Genomic DNA, 17,233 nt, shown 5'->3' with positions numbered 1-17,233 from the left:
GCATGGGTGACACCGGTGAGGGCTAACCTGGGACGGGTGCGCGATCCCTCCGTCTCCCGCTACACGGCCGGCCGGCTCTCCCCGATTCGCCGCGCGTCCGACCTGCGGCGGCTGCGTGACGAAAACTTCGACGTCCTGGTGATCGGCGCCGGGGTCACCGGGGCCGGTGCGGCGGTCGACGCCGCCTCCCGCGGTCTCAAGGTGGCCCTGGTCGAGGCGCGTGACTTCGCCGCCGGCACCTCCAGCCGATCCAGCAAGCTCATCCACGGCGGCCTGCGCTACCTGGAGCAGCTCGAGCTGCACCTGGTGCACGAGGCGCTCACCGAGCGCGGCCTGCTCGCCACCCGGATCGCCCCGCACCTGGTTCGCCCGGTGCCGATCATGGTGCCGTTGCCCGCCGCCAACCCGGCCAAGCGGGTCTGGCAGCGGGGCTACTACGGGCTCGGCGTCGCGGCGTACGACGTCTTCGCCGGCGTCTTCGGCGGGGGCCGGGGCATGCCGCTGCACCGGCACCTGAGCCGCGACGGCGCCCGGCACCTCTTCCCCAGCCTGCGCGCCGACAAGATCACCGGGGCGATCCGCTACTACGACGGCCAGATGGACGACGCCCGCCTGGTGGTCAACCTGGCCCGGACGGCGGCCGCCCAGGGCGCCGCGGTGGTCACCAGCGCCCGGGTCACCGGCTTCGTGCGCGAGGCGCGCGAGGTGGTCGGCGTCAAACTGCGGGACCTGGAGTCACCCGGGTCACCCGAGTTCGAGGTCCGGGCCAAGACCGTCGTCGCCGCCACCGGCGTGTGGAGCGACGACATGTCGGAGATGCTCCGCGACGTCGGGGTCCGCCCCGGCCTGCGGGTGCGCGCCTCCAAGGGCGTGCACCTGGTGGTGCCCCGCTCGGCGATCACCGGCGAGGCCGGGCTGATCCTGCGCACCGCCACCTCGGTGCTGTTCGTGCTGCCCTGGGGCGGGCACTGGATCATCGGCACCACGGACACCGACTGGGAGCTGGACCGGTCCCACCCGGCCGCCTCCGCCCGGGACATCCGCTACCTGCTCGACCAGGTCAACGAGGTGCTGGACCGGCCGCTGACCACGGACGACATCGAGGGCGTCTACGCCGGGCTGCGCCCGCTGCTCTCCGGTGAGGCGGACTCCACGTCCAAGCTGTCCCGCGAGCACGCCGTCGTCGAGCCGATGCTCGGCCTGCTGATGGTCGCCGGGGGGAAGTACACGACGTACCGGGTGATGGCCGCCGACGTGATCGACCAGGCGGTCCGGCGGCTGGGCGGCGAGTTCCGCGCCTCCCGGACGGATCAGCTGCCGCTGCTCGGCGCCGACGGCTACGCCGCCGCCTGGCGGGACCGGCAGGACATGGCCCGCCGGCACGGCGTCACCACCGGCGTGGTCGAGCACCTGCTGGAGCGGTACGGCACGCTCACCGTCCACCTGCTCGCGATGATGGCGGCCGACCCGTCGCTGGCCGTGCCGCTCGACGGCGCGCCGGAATACCTGGCGGTCGAGATCGCGTACGCGGCGCTCGCCGAGGGCGCCCTCCACCTCGACGACGCGCTCACCCGCCGCACCCGGATCTCGATCGAGACCACGCACCGCGGCGCCGAGTCCGCCGAGCACACCGCCCGGATCATGGGCGGGGTCCTGGGCTGGGACGAGACCGTCCGCAAGCGCGAGGTCGAGCACTACCTGGCCCGGGTCACCGCCGAGCGGGAGTCCCAGACCATGCCGGACGACCTGGCCGCGGACGCCGCCCGGGTCGGCGCTCCGGACGTGCGCGGCCTGGCCGCCGACCGCGGTCACGCGCTGCTGCACGTGGACCTTTGATACTCGTCGACGAGCCGCGCTGGCCGGGTCGTGGCCACCTCTGGTCACACCTGGTCAGCGACGTCTCCTACGCCGAACTGCACGCGTTCGCGGAGATGCTCGGCTCGCCGCGCCGCGCCTTCGACCGGGATCATTACGACATTCCGGCCGCGCGGTTCCGCTCGGCGTTGTGGCTCGGGGCCACCCTGGTCCCTTCGCGCGAGCTGGCGGCCCGCCTCCGCACGTCCGGCTTACGCCGTCCCAAACACCTTTCCCGGGGTACGGCGTAAGCCCCGCCGCAGTACGTCGACAGAACCCCGCCGCGCCGACGCCCGCGAGCCCCCGTCGCGTCGATGCCCGCGGATCCCGCCGCGCCGGGCCGCGCCGGGCCGCGCCGGGCCGCGCCGGGCCGAGCCGCGCCGGGCCGGGTCGCGCCGCGCTGACGCCCGCGGACCCCGCCGCGCCGCGCCGGCGCACGCGGACCCCGCCGCGCCGCGCCGGCGCACGCGGACCCCGCCGTGGCCAGGCCCCAGCAGCGCCTTGCGCCCCGGCCGTGCCTTGCACCCCCGGCCGGCCGTCAGGGCTGTCCTCACGTGCTCGAACAGCCCTGAGCGCCGCGCGCTGTGCCTCTGGGGCACGCCAGCTGTGCCCTTGGCCCGCGCCATAGGTGGAAAAGCGTCCGGCCCCGTAAAGAGCAGGTCCCGCCCTCCCTGAGGGGGGCCACCGCCTCTGACGTAATTGTCGCGTGATTCGCCATGATCGTGTTTGGGGCCTGTGGATGACGCGGCAGTGTGGATAACTCCCACGGGTTCGGATCTTGGGGTAGAGCGCAACCACCCTCGGACGTCGCCCTGGAGGGTCTCGCGTTTTGGGCGCCCCGGCGCCCTGCGGGGCCCGGAAGGGTCCCCGCGGGAGCGACGATCAGTTATCGGCCGCAGCCGAGGCAATAAAGAATTTGATCCTCTGGGTTAAGCGAGCAGTTCCAGCTCGGCCTTCAGATTGGCCTGGGCGCGGGCTTCCCAGGCCTCGCGGATCGGGGCGAGGCGGTAGATCGACGGGAGTTTGAGCAGCTCGGTCAGGACCCGGGAGCGGCCGGCCCGGAAGTCGCTGTCCGGCACGTGGGCGTACTCGCGGCGGATCGCGGCGCTGTAGCCGGCGTAGCGTTCCTCGTCGGCGGCCAGGATCGCCAGGTCGGCGTCGCAGAGCAGTTCGCCGTCCGGGTCGTCGTCCTCGGTCGCGTGCCCCGCGGTCAGCCCGACCAGGCGGGCCACCTCGGCCGCCACCTCGTCCGGCACGCCGAGCGTGACCAGCAGGCCGGAGGCGAACTCCGCGCTGTCCCGCTCGTTCGCGTCACCCAGCGCGCGTGGGTCGTAGACCGCGTCGTGCATCCAGGCGGCCAGCCGGACCCGGTCCGGGTGCGGGGCCAGCTCGGCGAACCGGTCGACGACCGTCAGCACGGCGGCGAGGTGCGTCTCGTCGTGATAGTGGCGTTGCGGCTCGTTCCACCGGGTGAGCAGGTAGTTTGCGGCGGAGTCGAGGTCGGCGTCGGCGGCGGTGGCGCCGGCGCCGCGCGCCGCCGTCCGGAACTGGTCGGGCAAAGATGTCACGATGGCCATCCTGGCATGGAGGTAGCGGGCATGATCGGCGTCGCGAAGGATCGGCTCGGCGCGGCGGCGAAGCGGGCCCGTGCCGGGCTGATGCTGGCCGTGCAGTCCGGGCTCGCCGCCGGGCTGGCCTGGTTCGTGGCGCACGACCTGATCGGCCGGCCCGCGCCGTTCTTCGCGCCGGTCGCCGCGGTGATCACGCTGGCCTCGTCGGTCGGGCAGCGCCTGCGCCGCACCGCCGAGCTGGTCGCCGGGGTCGCCGGCGGGATCGGCCTGGGCGACGGGCTGATCCTGCTGATCGGCAACGGGCCGGTGCAGATCGGGCTGATCGTGCTCCTCGCGGTGCTGGTGGCGACCGCGGTCGGCGGTGGCGCCCCGCTGATCGTGCAGTCCGCCTCGTCCGCGGTGCTGGTCGCGACGCTGACCGTGTCCACCGGGCATCCGTGGACGCGGTTCTTCGACGCGCTGGTCGGCGGCGGGATCGGGCTGGTGGTGATGACGGTGCTGCTGCCGCTCAACCCGCTGACCGTGGTGCGGCGGGCCGCGGATCCGGCGCTGCGCGCCTTCACCGCCGGGCTGCACGAGGCCGCGCTGGGGCTCTCCGACGGCGATCCGGATGTCATCCAGGCCGCGCTGGACCGGTTGCGGTCCGCGGAGGGGACGTTTGCCGCTTTCCGTACGGCCATCGACGCCGCCCGCGAGAACGTCGCCTTCGCCCCCGCCCGATGGCGCAACCGCGGCGCCCTGGCGCAGTACGTGGAGGGCGCCCCCCAGCTCACCTACGCCCTGCGGAACGTCCGCGTGATGATCCGCAGGGCGCAGACCGCCCTGAGCGACCGCGAGCGCGTCCCGGAGATGCTGCCGGCCTCGGTGCGGCACCTGGGCGACGCGGTGGACCTGCTCCGGATGGAGTGGGCGCGCGGGGTCGAGCCGGTGGCGACCCGGGAGCGGGCGTTGCGGGCGGCGGCCGAGTCCGGGCGGGCGTACGACACCGGCGTCGGGTACTCGGGTGGGGTGGTGGTGGCCCAGATCCGTACCTCGGTGGCCGACCTGCTGCGCGCCACCGGGGTGGAGTATGCCGAGGCCACCCGGCAGGTGCGGGCCGCGATCGGCTGGCGCGGGCGGCCGCACGGGGCCCGCAACCGGACGGTCCGGGCCCGGCCGGTGCCGCCCGCGCCGCCGGCCGAGTCGGCCTGATCGATGCGTATTTGATCGCTTCGGCGCTCCTCGGGCACGCCGGGCGCGCCGTCGGTGACTACGCTGGCGGGCATGGCCGACGTACCACCGACCGGATCACCCGATCCGGTCCCGCAGACCGAGAACTCCCCCGCGCCGGGCACCGTGACGGCCGTGGAGGTCGCGCCGGACGCCGTGCCCCCGTTCCCCACCGAGGCGGTGCAGACCGTCGCCCCGATCCCGGGCCGCCGCTCCGGCTGGCGCCGCTGGCTCCCGGTCACCGGTGTGATCGCGCTGATCGCCTCGGCCGCGATCGGCATGCTGATCTTCCTGGGCTACAACATCGGCCTGGCCGGTCTGGCCATCGGCCTGACCGCGGCGATCCTGCCGGTCCCGCTGCTGGCCAGCGCGTTCGCCTGGCTGGATCGGTACGAGCCGGAGCCGGTGAAGTACCTGATCTTCTGCTTCGCCTGGGGCGCCGCGGTGGCGACCGCGGCGGCGCTCGCGGTGAACACCGGCGCCTCCTGGCTGTTCGACAAGGTCGGCCTGCCGGACGCGCTGGTCGCGGTGCTGGTCGCGCCGTTCATCGAGGAGTCGATGAAGGCGCTCGGCCCGATCCTGCTGTTCTGGCGGCGCCGCGCCGAGTGGTCCGGCATCACCGACGGCATCGTCTACTGCGGGCTCTCCGCGCTCGGCTTCGCCATGGTGGAGAACGTGCTCTACCTGGGCGGGCACGGCTACGCGGCGGGCGCCGAGCAGTACGGTCCGGCCACCGGCCTGACCAACGTCTTCCTGATCTTCATCGTCCGGATCCTGTTCACCGGCTTCGCGCACCCGCTCTTCACCTCGATGACCGGCATCGGCCTGGGCATCGCGGCGCGCTCGGCCGACAAGCACGTGCGCTGGCTCGCCCCGATCGGCGGCCTGCTGCTCGCGATGATCCTGCACGGCACGTTCAACCTGCTGCCGACGCTCTCCGCGGCCACCGGGCAGACCCTGATCATGCTGTACGGCTATCTCGGCTTCATGGTCCCGTTCTTCTTCGCGGTGGTCGGGTTCGCGATCGCGCTGCGCAGCTGGGAGGGCCGGCTCACCGAGCGGGTCCTGCACCTCTACGTGCGTACCGGGTGGTTCGCGCCGCCCGAGGTGGCCGCACTGGGCAGCCTGGGTCGCCGGCACTCGGCCCGCCAGTGGGCGAAGCGGGTGGCCGGCCCGGCCGGTGGCAAGGCGATGAAGAGCTTCCAGTTCGCCGCGACCCGGCTGGCGATCGTGCGCGACGGCATGCAGCGCGGGCTGGCCGGCGATCCGCGCGAGATGACCAAGGCCACGCTGGAGGAGCGCGAGCTGCTCGGCGCGATCACCGGCTATCGCGGGGTGTTCGCCGGGCGTGACCCGCAGACCCCGCCGGCCTGGTGGGACGGGCAGAGCTACCGGATCGCGTTCCCGGACGGGGTGGTCCGCTCGGTGGCGCCGCCGGCCGAGCCGGTCATGCCGGTGCCGGTGCAGCTCCCGCCGCCGATGCCGGTGTACCCGCCGGGCTGGGGATACCCGGGCGGCCCCGGGGCCTACGGCCCGCCGCCTCCGGGTGGCCCGGGGGGCTACGGCCCGCCGCCGTTCGCGCCGATGCCGCCGCAGCACCCGGGTCCGCAGTACCCCGGGCAATACCCCGGGCAGTACCCGCCGCCCTACAAGTAGAGGCCGGTCCCGTCCGGCTCGACCCGGTCGGCGGCGACCGCGTGCACGTCCCGCTCGCGGAGCAGCACATAGCCCTTGCCGTGCAGCTCCACCTCGGAACGGTCGTCCGGGTCGAACAGGACCCGGTCACCGACCACGATCGAGCGGACGTTCGGCCCGACGCCCACCGCGGTGGCCCAGGACAGCCGCCGGCCCATCGACGCGGTGGCCGGGATGACGATGCCCGCGGTGGACCGGCGTTCACCCTCCCCGCCGTCCTGCCGGACGAGGACTCGGTCGTGCAACATCCGGATCGGCAGTCCGGTCTCGGTACGGGTGGTGTCGGAACTCACGAATGCAGACGGTACGCCGCCACCGGTCCGGCCGGTCCGAGTGGTCCGGATCGCGCCGGGTGGGTCACCGGGCGCTTACGTGACGTGTGAGCACTACGGTGTTGGGGTGACACGACAGCGCGAGGGGGTAGGCGGGTGAACCGCTTGCAACGTGTCCGGGAGAACCTGCGGAAGGCCTACGACACGGGACGGGAGGCGGCCCGGATGGCGCGGATCAAGCCACCGCCGGAGCCCGAGCCGGAGGACGACGACGTCGAGCGCTTCGTCCCGGCGCCACCCGAGCCGGCCGTCGTGCACGGGTCGACGAACAGCCTGGACGACGTGGACGTGCCGCACTCGCTGCGGATCGCCGCGGCCTGGAGCTGGCGGCTGATCGTGGTCGGTCTGGTCGGCTACGTCGGGCTGCGGTTCATCGGCCTGGTCAGCGTGGTGGTCATCCCGCTCGCGATCGCGCTGCTGCTCACCGCGCTGCTCGGCCCGGCCGTCGGCTGGCTGCTCAAGCTGCACCTGCCGCGGTCGCTGGCGACGTTCCTGGTGCTGATCGGCGGGCTGGGCGCGGTGGCCGGCACGCTGACCCTGGTGGTGAACCAGTTCATCGACGGGGTGCCGCAGCTGACCGAGAAGGCCAGCGCCGGCGTCCGGCAGATCCAGGACTGGGCGCGGACCGGCCCGCTGCACCTCTCCGACCACCAGGTCGACCAGGCCATCGACTCCGCGCAGAACTGGGTGAACGACAACACCTCGTCGCTCACCTCGACCGGCATCTCCACCGCGACGACCGTCTTCGAGCTGCTCACCGGCCTGCTGCTGGTGCTCTTCTCGACGTTCTTCTTCCTGCGCGACGGGCGCAAGATCTGGCGGTTCGTCGTCCGGTTGTTCCCGGTGAACGCGCGCTGGTCACTGGCCGACGCCGGCGACGCGTCCTGGACGACGCTGGGCGCCTACGTGCGGGCCACCGTGCTGGTCGCGTTCATCGACGCGGTCGGCATCGGGCTGGCCCTGGTGCTGCTGCACGTGCAGTTCCCGTTCCCGCTGGCCGCGCTGGTGTTCCTGGGCGCGTTCGTGCCGATCATCGGGGCCGCCGTCTCCGGCTCGGTCGCGGTGCTGGTCGCGCTGGTCACCCAGGGCTGGGTGGTCGCGCTGATCACGCTGGGCGCGGTGATCCTGGTCCAGCAGCTGGAGGGCCACGTCCTGCAGCCGCTGATCATGGGCCGGGCGGTGGCGATCCATCCGCTCGCGGTGATCATCGGGATCGCCTGCGGCGTGGTGCTGGCCGGGATCATCGGCGCGCTGGTCGCGGTCCCGCTGATCGCGGTCATGAACACCGGCGTCCGCCGCCTGTCCCGCCGCCGCCCGGAGATCCCTCCGGACGCGGTCGTGGTCACCGCCGGCAGCTAATCAAGATCAAATTCTTCATTGCCTCGGCTGCGGCCGATAACTGATCGTCGCTCCCGCGGGGACCCTTCCGGTCCTCGCAGGGCGCGGGGCGCCCAAGAACGCGAGGCCCTACAGGGCGATGTCCGTGGGTGGTTGCGGTGCAAAAGGTCCCACGCGAGCCCGACTGCCGGTCTGGGGCCCGGCCGCGGGTCCCGGCGCGCCCGGGGCCCGGGGCCGAAGCGACCTCGCGCCCCGGCTCGCAGGGGGCGTGCTCATCGCCCGTACCCGCAAATGGGGTAAAGCGAAAGGCGGGATCCCCGGAGGAATCCCGCCTTTCTCAACAGAGCGTGAGCAGGTCAGGCAGCCGCGACGCTGAGGGCGACCTCGTTGACGCCACGGGTGGCGTCGACGGCGAGCTCGCCGTTGCCGAAGCGGCTCAGGGCGCGCAGCGTCCACGAGCCGGGCGCGGCGAAGAAGCGGAAGACGCCCTCCGGCGAGGTGACGACCTCGGCGGTGAACTCGCCGGACGAGTCGAGGAGGCGCACGTACGCGCCGCCCACGAGCTCACCCTCGGCGGTGCTCACCAGGCCGGTGATGACGGTTTCCTTCTGCAGGTCGACGCTCGCGGGGAGGGGAGCGGACTGGTCAGGAGCGGCGCAACCGGCGGCGATGTTGGCAGCGGCGGTGGGAGAAGTCATGGTGATCAGGCCTTTCCGGGCTCGTCGCCGAGGGCGATCGGCACACCGATGAGCGAGCCGTACTCGGTCCAGGAACCGTCGTAGTTCTTGACGTTCTCCTGGCCGAGGAGCTCCTTGAGGACGAACCAGGTGTGCGAGGAGCGCTCGCCGATCCGGCAGTACGCGATGGTGTCCTTGCTGCCGTCCAGCCCGGCGTCGCCGTAGATCTTGGCGAGTTCCGCGTCGGACTTGAACGTGCCGTCCTCGTTGGCGGCCTTGCTCCACGGCACGCTGATCGCGGTCGGGATGTGACCGGCCCGCTGCGACTGCTCCTGCGGCAGGTGCGCGGGGGCGAGCAGGCGGCCGGCGAACTCGTCGGGGCTGCGCACGTCGACCAGGTTCTTCACGCCGATGGCCTGGACGACCTCGTCGCGGAACGCGCGGATCTCCAGGTTCGGCGCCTTGGCCGAGTACGACGTCTCGGCACGGGCCGGCACGTCCTTGGAGTAGACGCGGGCGTCCAGCTCCCACTTCTTGCGGCCGCCGTCGAGCAGCTTGACCGACTCGTGGCCGTACAGCTTGAAGTACCAGAACGCGTAGGCGGCGAACCAGTTGTTGTTGCCGCCGTACAGGATCACGGTGTCGTCGTTGCTGATGCCCTTCGCGGACAGCAGCGCGGAGAACTGCTCCTGGTTGACGAAGTCCCGCCGGACCGGGTCCTGCAGGTCGCTCTTCCAGTCGATCTTCACTGCGCCGGGGATGTGGCCGCCGTCGTAGGCGGACGTGTCCTCGTCGACCTCGACGAAGACGTACCCGGGGGTGTCGAGGTTCTTCTCGGCCCAGTCGGCCGAAACGAGTGCGGTGTCGCGACTCATCGATTCACTCCCTGAAAAGTGGGTGAGGGGAGAGTCAGCGCACGGAGGTGTTGTCGCACCCCGCGCGGACCCATCGAAATTGGTGGGATCACGGGCTGGTTTGCGACGGCGCCACTGCCGGGCAGAAAAGTTGCCCTTGGCCAGCTAGAGAAAAGTGCTCAGCACTGTGGCCCGTCTCAGAGGACGGGGCGACACAGGCACGCGGCCACGCGACACAGGTCGATCGCGCGCCTTTTCGTGAGCAACGGGCTCATACGACGGACCCTACCAGCGGTTCCAGACCGCGGAACAGTACCGACCACGATACGGGACGTTACGGGGGTCACAGACCGCCCGCGTTGAGGTTCACGTCGGTCGCCCCGAACGTGACGTTCAGGCCGTCCGCCTCCGGGGTCACCGCCTGGACCTTGAGCTGCAGCGGAAGCTTCGGCGCCGGAACATCGACGGCCAATTTCTTGGCGTACGAGTTGATGAAGCTCTGGAACAGCGGAACGTCCGGCAGATTCGTCGCCTTCACGTCGGCGAAACGAACCTGAATCCCCCCGTTGACCACGGTCAGCTTGGCCGTCCCGGCCAGATCGAGCTGCTGCCCGAGCGCCGTCACCTTGGCCGAGCCGACCAGCTTGCCGTCCTTCGCGGACAGGGTCACGCCCTTCTGCCCGATCAGGTTCACCAGCTGCGGGTAGTCGATCTTCCCGTTCGCGGTGAGGCTGCCGGCCACCACGTCGCCCTGCCCGCTGCGCAGCGCGTCCAGCGGCGCCTTGACGTTCTTGGCGTGAATGTCCAGCAGGTCCAGGCGGATGTCGTCGCCGGTGCCGGTCGGGCCGGCGAAGTTCGGCAGCTGGATCCGGATCTCCTTGTACTCCCCGGCGAGGACCTGGGTGATGAACGGAAAGCCCTCGATGGTCACCTCGGGGGTGTCACTGGTGGCCTTCTGCGTGCGCACCTGCTCGGCGACCTTGTCGGCGATGACCCCCTCGGCGAAGCCGCGGCCCCACCGGTCGGCCACGAACGCCCCGCCCAGCAGGATCAGCAGCAGGATCACCACGAAGATCAGCAATCCGCGGCCCCGACGGCGGCGGCGCGGCGGAGCGGTCTCGTACACCTCGGCCACGGGGCCCTCCAGGTTCGGGAACTGTTGAGGACCGTACATGCCCCGGTCCACGGCGCCCTGAAACGGATGGTTCAGGTGAGATAGAGGTGCAGCAGGATCCAGGCGGTGCCGAACATCAGCGCGAACCCGCCGAGCGGGCCGGTCATGTGCCGGGCCAGCCACAACGTCGGCGCCTCGCCGGCCAGCCGGCGGCCCGCCTCACCGAAGTTCACCGCCAGGTCGATCAGGATCGCCGCGACCGCCGCGACCAGGCCGACCACCGCACCCTTCGCCGGGGTGAACGGGAAGACCAGCTGACTGCCGAGCCACGCGGTGGCGAACGTGCCGACCATCGCGCCGAGCACCACCCCGGCCGCGCCGCGCGGCACCTGCGCGGCGATCCGCGGCTTCGGGAAGACCGCGTCGGTCAGCCGGGCGACCAGCAGCGCCAGGCCGGCGCCGGTGCAGCAGACCAGGATCGTCTGACTGCCCAGCGGCTCGCGGCTGAGCACGATCGGAATCGTGTACGCCACCACGCCGAGCACGATCAGCAGCGTGGTCCGGAACGAGTCGCTGATCCGGTGCCGGTCCTCGCGCTTGAACAGCTGCGGGACCAGGGACGCCAGGTAGCCGGCCACCGTCACGTAGAGCAGTGGGAGCAGGCCGGGCTTGTCCGCGGTGGCGGTGAGATAGCAGGCGGCCAGGCCGGTCACCCCGATCACCGCGGCGGTCGCGGTGGCGGCCGGCGGGCCCAGCGCGATCGTCCAGGAGAGCAGGCCGAGCAGCTGGATGCCGAAGAGCACGATCGCGTACGGCGCGCGCACGTCCGGCCCGGTGGTCAGCGTCCCGAGGATCAGCGCCGTCGCGAGCAGCGCCGCGAAGCCGCCGATCGCCACCGACAGCTTGGCCCGGACCGGGACGACCTCGATCTCCTCGAACTCCTCCTCGCCGGAGTCCGGGTCGTCGGAGGAGGGGCGCTCCTCCGGGTCGTCGTCCGGCACGGCGCCGTACGTCCCGGCTTTCGGGCGGCCCGGATTCAGGCGCGCGACGTCACGGGAGGCGTCGGCGTCCCAGGGGTCGTCCTGTGGCATGGAGGGGAACACGACAGCGATCGTGCCAGAACCGGGCCCAGCACCCAATTCGCCGAGCGTATGTAAAAGGCTTGTTACGAACCGGGCGTTATGCCACCTAGCAGGCGTTCTCTACATCACTTGCGAGCGCTAACAGGTCACGAGGCCGAATGTATCGGTTAAGGTAACCGCAACCCACCCGTCGGTGACGCCGGGCCCTGTCTCTCCGGTGGCGAAGCTCTGAGCTGCGCAAACCGGGTCACCCGAGCGGCTCTCGAAATGCCGCGAGGACGGAGGTGAGTGTGGAGATCCTACTGTTGGTCACGGCACGTGCCGGTGAGCCTTCTGCCGTGCTGCCCGCCCTGGACCTTCTGCCCCACTCGGTACGGACCGCCCCCCGCGACGTGCGCACCCTGGTGTCCGGGCCGAGCCCCGACGCCGTGCTGGTCGACGCTCGCTCGGAGCTCTCCGAGGCGCGTGCCACCTGCCGCATGCTGCACGCCACCGGAATCGGTGTTCCGCTCCTCGCGGTCGTCACCGAGGCCGGCCTGATCGCGCTGAACGCCGACTGGGGCGTCGACGACGTGATCCTGGCCAGCGCCGGCCCGGCCGAGGTCGAGGCCCGGCTCCGGCTCTGCGTGGGCCGTCTGAACAACCTGACCGCGGGTGCCAACGGCTCGGTGCGGGCCGGCGAGCTCAACATCGACCCGGACACCTACGCCGCGAAGCTCAAGGGCCGGCCGCTCGACCTGACGTACAAGGAGTTCGAGCTCCTCAAGTTCCTCGCCCAGCACCCCGGCCGGGTCTTCACCCGCGACCAGCTGTTGCGCGAGGTCTGGGGCTACGACTACTTCGGTGGCACGCGCACCGTCGACGTGCACGTCCGGCGCCTGCGCGCCAAGCTCGGCTCGGAGTACGAGTCGATGATCGGCACCGTCCGCCAGGTCGGCTACAAGTTCGTGACCCCGCCGAACGGCCGCCAGCTGCCGGACAACGACCCGGTCTCGATCCCGGTCTGACGCATCTGATCATGGAGAGGTTGTCCGCCTCGGAGGCCGAGGCCGTCCTGGCCCTGGCCGCCGCGGCGGACTATGCCCTCTCCGAGGACGTGCTGCTGCGCGTCCGCAACGGTGGGGGCGAGCACGTGCTCGCCCACGCACCGGACGGCAGCCTCGCCGGCTACGCGTTCTTCGAGGACGGCGCCGGCGAGCTGGTCGTCCATCCGGCACACCGCCGGCAGGGGCACGGCATCGCGCTGCTCGCCGCGGCCGGCCCCGGCCCGCTGCAGATCTGGGCGCACGGTGACGATCCCGGCGCCCGCGCGTTCGCCGAGGGCGCCGGCTTCACCCGGGCCCGGGTGCTCTGGCAGATGCGCCGCTCGCTGCTCGAGCCGCTGCCCGACATCCCGCTGCCGGACGGCGTGACCGTCCGCGGCTTCCGGCCCGGCTCCGACGAGCAGGCCTGGCTCGAGGTGAACGCGCGCGCCTTCGCCCACCACCCGGAGCAGGGCCGCTGGACCGTCGAGGACCTGCTGCTGCGCGAGGCCGAGCCGTGGTTCGACCCGGCCGGCTTCCTGCTCGCCGTCGACATCACCGACACGCTGCTCGGCTTCCACTGGACCAAGGTGCACCCGGCGACCGGCGACGACCCGGCGCTGGGGGAGATCTACGTGCTCGGGGTCGACCCGAGCGGGCACCGGCGCGGGCTGGGCGCCGCGCTGAGCGTGGCCGGGCTGCGCCATCTCGCGGCCGCCGGGCTCGAGTGGTCGAGCCTCTATGTGGACGAGTCGAATGACGCCGCCGTGAAGCTTTACCGGCGCCTCGGATTCGAGATCCACCAGGCCGACATCAATTACCACCGCGCCTGATCGAGTGGTGCTTTCCGCGGATGACGCGGATCCGCCGACGGCTTGTGGCGGCTGACACTCTCGGTTATCGGCGCTCGTCGACGCGTAGTTGCCGGCCGTAATTGATAACGCCCCGGACACTGCGGTATCTCGCTAGGGTCACAAGGTGGGCGGAATATCCGACATTTCGGGTAGCAAGCGTGCGGTTCACTTAACGGACAACTCTCCCTCAGTGGACGGACACTTTCCAGGGGAAACGAGTTCACCCCTAGTTCATTTGGGCCCGGCTCAGCGGTCACTTGGCACTCTTAGTTTTCTCACCGAGCCGGTGAGCGACCGGTTGCACTGAACCTGAAGGGGACAACAACCGTGAAGTTCCAGCGGTCCGGTCTGATTGCCGGCATTGCTCTGACTGCGACGATCGCACTCACCGCGTGCGGCTCCGACAACACCAAGGAGCCGGAGGCCGGCGCCGCCGCCCCGTCCGCGGGTACCTGTGTTGGTGGCACCATCTCGGCTCAGGGTTCCAGCGCTCAGAAGAACGCGATGGACGAGTGGATCAAGGCGTACACGGCCTCCTGTGCCGACGCCAAGATCGACTACAACCCGAACGGCTCCGGCGCCGGCGTGAAGGCCTTCACCTCGGGCCTCGCCGACTTCGCCGGCTCCGACTCCGCGCTGAAGGACACCGAGCAGCCGACGGCTGACGCCAAGTGCGCCTCGCCGGCCCTCAACCTCCCGATGGTCACCGGCCCGATCGCGGTGGTCTACAACGTCCAGGGCGCTGACGGCCTGCAGTTCTCGTCGTCCACCCTGGCGAAGATCTTCGCCGGCACCATCACCAAGTGGAGCGACCCGGCCATCGCCGCCGAGAACGCCGGCGCGAAGCTTCCGGACGCCACCATCGAGGCTGTCCACCGTGCCGACGAGTCCGGCACCACCGACAACTTCACCAAGTACCTGAGCAAGACCGCCGAGGCCGACTGGACGTTCGGCAACGCCAAGGCGTGGCCGGCCACCAAGGGCGGCACCGGTGCCAACAAGTCGGACGGCATCGCCGCCAAGATCAAGGGCACCCCGAACACCATCTCCTACGTCGAGCTGTCCTTCGCGGAGAACAGCAGCCTGCAGACGGCCAAGGTGAAGAACGGTGCCGGTGAGTTCGTCGAGCTGACCCCCGAGTCGGCCGGCAAGACCATCGAGGGTGCGACCGTCAAGGGCACCGGCGACGACCTGAAGCTGGACATCGACTACAACACCAAGACCGCGGGTGCCTACCCGATCGTCCTGGCGACCTACGAGATCGTCTGCACCAAGTACGCCGACGCCGCCAAGGGCAAGGCCATCCAGGGCTTCCTGAAGTACACGTCCTCCGCCGAGGGCCAGTCGAAGCTGAAGGACCTGGGCTACGCGCCGCTGCCGGAGACGGTTCGCGCCAAGGTTGCCGCCTCGGTCGCCAAGATTTCCTGAACCACCGGTTCTGAATCCCTCCGAGACGACAGCGAGCGCGTAGATGGGTGACAACCCCTCCCGCTCGGAGAACTACACCGCCGGCGACCTGAACGTGGCTCCCCGTCACGCTCGGGGCGCCGGCTCTGGTGTATCCCCGAGCAGTCACGAAGAGCCCCCGATTGGCGGGGGCGGTGCCCTGCCGAAGAAGTCCAGGTTCTCGATGGAGACCGGATTCCGCGGCATCTCCACCGCTTCAGGCGCGATGGTGCTGGTCATCATCGTCGCGATCGCCATCTTCCTGATCTCGAAGGCAGTGCCGGCCATCCGGGCCGACCATGAGAACTTCCTGACGTTCAACCGCTGGAGCCCGAACGAGACGGTGCCGGCCTTCGGTATCGCGGTGCTGGCGCTCGGCACGGTCCTCTCGTCGATCATCGCGCTGGTCGTCGCGGTGCCGATCGCGATCGGGATCGCCCTGTTCCTGTCGCACTACGCCCCGAAGCGCCTGGCCACCCCGCTGGGCTTCGTGATCGACCTGCTCGCCGCGGTGCCCAGCGTCGTCTTCGGCCTCTGGGGCCGCGACCTGTTCCAGGAGCCGGTCCGGGACTTCTCGGTCTGGCTGAACCACTACTTCGGCTGGATCCCGATCTTCGGCGGCGAGGGCCCGTTCGGCCAGTCGCTGCTGCTCGGTGGTCTGGTCCTGGCGATCATGGTGCTCCCGATCGTCACCTCCCTCTCGCGTGAGGTCTTCCAGCAGACCCCGGCGATGAACGAGGAGGCCGCGCTGGCTCTCGGCGCGACCAAGTGGGAGATGATCCGCATCTCGGTGCTGCCGTACGGCAAGCCCGGTGTCATCGCCGCGGTCATGCTCGGCCTGGGCCGCGCGCTCGGCGAGACCATCGCGCTGGCGCTGACCCTGGGCATCACGTGGGAGATCTCGTTCAACGTGATCCAGACCGGCGGCAACTCGATCGCGGCGAACATCGCCAACTCCTTCAACGAGGCGAACGACACCGGTCGTGGCGCGCTGATCGCGTCCGGTCTGGTCCTGTTCGCGATCACGCTGATCGTCAACATGACGGCGCGGGCGATCATCTACCGCCGCCGCGAGTTCCGGGACAGTGCAGCATGAGCCTTCTCGATCGGGAGATGCCGGACGTCGTCATGACGCCGGACAACATCCGCAGCAAGAAGTTCCCGCTGGTCCAGAACCTGCTCGTCGCGGTCGCCGCGATCGTGGTCTCGGCCGTCGTGGTGCTCTCCACCGGCATCGGCAACTGGGTGCTGGTGATCGTCCTGGCCGGCGTGCTCTACCTGGTCGGCCTGAACTTCGCCGCCGGTCGGGTGGAGGGCAAGCGCGCCGCCCGTAACCGGATGTGGCAGACGGCCATCTACACCGCCTGCCTGCTGGCCGTGCTGCCGCTCGCCTCGGTCGTCTGGACCCTGATCTCCAAGGGCACCAGCCGGCTCGACGGCGACTTCTTCGGCAGCTCGATGGCGAACATCGGCGCCCGCGACGCGAACGGTGGCGCCTACCACGCCATCATCGGCACCCTGGAGCAGGTCGGCATCGCCACCCTGATCGCAGTGCCGCTCGGCGTGCTCGGCGCGATCTACCTGACCGAGTACGGCAAGGGCAAGTTCGCCGGCGTGATCCGGTTCTTCGTCGACGTCATGACCGGTATCCCGTCGATCGTCGCCGGCCTGTTCGTCCTCTCCTTCTGGGTCCTGATCGTCAGCAAGTGGTTCAACAACGGCAACCCGGAGTACTCGGGCTTCGCGGCCTCGCTCGCGCTGACCGTGCTGATGCTGCCGACCATCGTGCGCTCCACCGAGGAGATGCTGCGCCTGGTGCCGGGGCCGCTCCGGGAGGGTGCGTTCGCGCTCGGCGTTCCGCAGTGGAAGACGATCGTCAGCGTCGTCCTGCCCACCGCGGCGCCCGGCATCGTCACCGGCGTCATGCTCGCCATCGCCCGTGCGGCCGGCGAGACGGCTCCGGTGCTGCTGGTCGCGGGTGGTCTCGCGCGGATCAACTTCGACCCGTTCAGCGGCGGTCAGGCCTCCCTGGCGCTCTACGTGTACCAGCAGGCGGCCGACGCCTCGAAGTACGCCCCGGCCCGGGCCTGGACGGCCGCGCTCACCCTGGTGGCGCTCGTGCTCATCCTGACCATCGCCGCCAAGTTGCTCGCCCGTCGCAACAAGTTGACCCGGTAAAGAAGGA

The 17,233-nt window shown here is 70.9% G+C and carries 17 protein-coding genes; 10 read left to right on the top strand and 7 right to left on the bottom strand.

Annotation, left to right across the window (positions count from 1 at the left end; translation table 11 throughout):
- Window positions 1-36: 36 nt before the first annotated feature.
- Both L3i22_RS51120 and L3i22_RS51115 read left to right on the top strand, forming a co-directional pair.
- On the top strand, window positions 37-1,836 hold the full coding sequence (locus L3i22_RS51120; RefSeq protein ID WP_221324595.1) for a glycerol-3-phosphate dehydrogenase/oxidase: 1,800 nt from the start codon (window positions 37-39) through the stop codon (window positions 1,834-1,836).
- Entirely contained in the window at window positions 1,833-2,105 is a 273-nt protein-coding gene (locus tag L3i22_RS51115; protein WP_221324594.1) for a DUF4031 domain-containing protein, read from the top strand. Before L3i22_RS51120 ends, L3i22_RS51115 begins: the two co-directional genes overlap by 4 nt.
- Window positions 2,106-2,783: 678 nt before the next feature.
- On the opposite strand, the gene L3i22_RS51110 is transcribed toward L3i22_RS51115, so the two are convergent.
- On the bottom strand, window positions 2,784-3,431 hold the full coding sequence (locus L3i22_RS51110; protein ID WP_221324593.1) for a metal-dependent phosphohydrolase: 648 nt from the start codon (window positions 3,429-3,431) through the stop codon (window positions 2,784-2,786).
- 21 nt (window positions 3,432-3,452) lie between these two features.
- Between L3i22_RS51110 and L3i22_RS54540 the strand changes: the two genes are divergently transcribed.
- Both L3i22_RS54540 and L3i22_RS51100 read left to right on the top strand, forming a co-directional pair.
- Window positions 3,453-4,616 carry an aromatic acid exporter family protein gene (locus L3i22_RS54540; RefSeq protein ID WP_221324592.1) on the top strand — a complete coding sequence of 388 codons (1,164 nt, stop codon included), beginning with the start codon at window positions 3,453-3,455 and terminating at the stop codon, window positions 4,614-4,616.
- Window positions 4,617-4,688: 72 nt separating this feature from the next.
- Window positions 4,689-6,290: a PrsW family intramembrane metalloprotease gene (locus L3i22_RS51100; protein ID WP_221324591.1), complete on the top strand. Its 1,602-nt coding sequence runs from the start codon at window positions 4,689-4,691 to the stop codon at window positions 6,288-6,290.
- Here the strand turns inward: L3i22_RS51100 and L3i22_RS51095 are convergent.
- Window positions 6,281-6,577, bottom strand: a complete 297-nt coding sequence (locus L3i22_RS51095) for a co-chaperone GroES (RefSeq protein ID WP_220142867.1) — start codon at window positions 6,575-6,577, stop codon at window positions 6,281-6,283. The genes L3i22_RS51100 and L3i22_RS51095 overlap by 10 nt on opposite strands.
- Window positions 6,578-6,757: 180 nt before the next feature.
- On the opposite strand from L3i22_RS51095, the gene L3i22_RS51090 reads away from it, so the two are divergent.
- Window positions 6,758-8,020, top strand: a complete 1,263-nt coding sequence (locus L3i22_RS51090; protein WP_255657759.1) for an AI-2E family transporter — start codon at window positions 6,758-6,760, stop codon at window positions 8,018-8,020.
- 335 nt (window positions 8,021-8,355) lie between these two features.
- On the opposite strand, the gene L3i22_RS51085 is transcribed toward L3i22_RS51090, so the two are convergent.
- The 5 genes from L3i22_RS51085 to L3i22_RS51070 form a co-directional block, all read right to left on the bottom strand.
- Window positions 8,356-8,697, bottom strand: a complete 342-nt coding sequence (locus tag L3i22_RS51085; RefSeq protein WP_221324590.1) for a DUF1416 domain-containing protein — start codon at window positions 8,695-8,697, stop codon at window positions 8,356-8,358.
- A 5-nt stretch (window positions 8,698-8,702) separates the two neighbouring features.
- The gene (locus L3i22_RS51080; protein WP_221324589.1) at window positions 8,703-9,551 is read right to left on the bottom strand and encodes a sulfurtransferase; all 849 of its coding nucleotides are present in this window, start codon (window positions 9,549-9,551) and stop codon (window positions 8,703-8,705) included.
- Between the two features lie 176 nt (window positions 9,552-9,727).
- Entirely contained in the window at window positions 9,728-9,805 is a 78-nt protein-coding gene (locus tag L3i22_RS54800; protein ID WP_369009918.1) for an Ms5788A family Cys-rich leader peptide, read from the bottom strand.
- Between the two features lie 68 nt (window positions 9,806-9,873).
- Window positions 9,874-10,704 carry a DUF2993 domain-containing protein gene (locus L3i22_RS51075; protein WP_255657758.1) on the bottom strand — a complete coding sequence of 277 codons (831 nt, stop codon included), beginning with the start codon at window positions 10,702-10,704 and terminating at the stop codon, window positions 9,874-9,876.
- Between the two features lie 32 nt (window positions 10,705-10,736).
- Entirely contained in the window at window positions 10,737-11,747 is a 1,011-nt protein-coding gene (locus L3i22_RS51070; RefSeq protein WP_255657757.1) for a hypothetical protein, read from the bottom strand.
- A 263-nt stretch (window positions 11,748-12,010) separates the two neighbouring features.
- Here L3i22_RS51070 and L3i22_RS51065 point away from each other — a divergent pair, with 263 nt between their 5' ends.
- The 5 genes from L3i22_RS51065 to pstA all read left to right on the top strand — a co-directional run bounded on the left by L3i22_RS51065 (window position 12,011) and on the right by pstA (window position 17,226).
- Window positions 12,011-12,733 (top strand): response regulator transcription factor, encoded by a 723-nt coding sequence (locus L3i22_RS51065; RefSeq protein ID WP_221324588.1) that lies wholly within the window; start codon window positions 12,011-12,013, stop codon window positions 12,731-12,733.
- An 11-nt stretch (window positions 12,734-12,744) separates the two neighbouring features.
- Complete coding sequence (gene mshD, locus L3i22_RS51060; RefSeq protein ID WP_221324587.1) at window positions 12,745-13,581, top strand: mycothiol synthase; 837 nt, start codon at window positions 12,745-12,747, stop codon at window positions 13,579-13,581.
- Window positions 13,582-13,929: 348 nt separating this feature from the next.
- Entirely contained in the window at window positions 13,930-15,030 is a 1,101-nt protein-coding gene (gene pstS, locus L3i22_RS51055) for a phosphate ABC transporter substrate-binding protein PstS (protein ID WP_221324586.1), read from the top strand.
- 43 nt (window positions 15,031-15,073) lie between these two features.
- Entirely contained in the window at window positions 15,074-16,144 is a 1,071-nt protein-coding gene (gene pstC, locus L3i22_RS51050; RefSeq protein ID WP_221324585.1) for a phosphate ABC transporter permease subunit PstC, read from the top strand.
- A gap of 32 nt (window positions 16,145-16,176) precedes the next feature.
- Complete coding sequence (gene pstA, locus L3i22_RS51045) at window positions 16,177-17,226, top strand: phosphate ABC transporter permease PstA (protein WP_370644585.1); 1,050 nt, start codon at window positions 16,177-16,179, stop codon at window positions 17,224-17,226.
- The last annotated feature ends 7 nt before the right edge of the window (window positions 17,227-17,233 follow it).

Origin of the sequence: Actinoplanes sp. L3-i22 (genome assembly GCF_019704555.1) — a bacterium.
GTDB lineage: Bacteria > Actinomycetota > Actinomycetes > Mycobacteriales > Micromonosporaceae > Actinoplanes.
This window is presented reverse-complemented; position numbering and strand designations above follow the sequence as displayed.

Bases quoted from the DNA above. Each gene is read 5' to 3' on its own strand.
- L3i22_RS51110 (WP_221324593.1), bottom strand. From the start codon at position 3,431: ATGGCCATCGTGACATCTTTGCCCGACCAGTTCCGGACGGCGGCGCGC.
- L3i22_RS54540 (WP_221324592.1), top strand. From the start codon at position 3,453: ATGATCGGCGTCGCGAAGGATCGGCTCGGCGCGGCGGCGAAGCGGGCC.
- L3i22_RS51100 (WP_221324591.1), top strand. From the start codon at position 4,689: ATGGCCGACGTACCACCGACCGGATCACCCGATCCGGTCCCGCAGACC.
- L3i22_RS51095 (WP_220142867.1), bottom strand. From the start codon at position 6,577: ATGTTGCACGACCGAGTCCTCGTCCGGCAGGACGGCGGGGAGGGTGAA.
- L3i22_RS51085 (WP_221324590.1), bottom strand. From the start codon at position 8,697: ATGACTTCTCCCACCGCCGCTGCCAACATCGCCGCCGGTTGCGCCGCT.
- L3i22_RS51080 (WP_221324589.1), bottom strand. From the start codon at position 9,551: ATGAGTCGCGACACCGCACTCGTTTCGGCCGACTGGGCCGAGAAGAAC.
- L3i22_RS54800 (WP_369009918.1), bottom strand. From the start codon at position 9,805: ATGAGCCCGTTGCTCACGAAAAGGCGCGCGATCGACCTGTGTCGCGTG.
- L3i22_RS51075 (WP_255657758.1), bottom strand. From the start codon at position 10,704: ATGTACGGTCCTCAACAGTTCCCGAACCTGGAGGGCCCCGTGGCCGAG.
- mshD (WP_221324587.1), top strand. From the start codon at position 12,745: ATGGAGAGGTTGTCCGCCTCGGAGGCCGAGGCCGTCCTGGCCCTGGCC.
- pstC (WP_221324585.1), top strand. From the start codon at position 15,074: ATGGGTGACAACCCCTCCCGCTCGGAGAACTACACCGCCGGCGACCTG.
- pstA (WP_370644585.1), top strand. From the start codon at position 16,177: ATGACGCCGGACAACATCCGCAGCAAGAAGTTCCCGCTGGTCCAGAAC.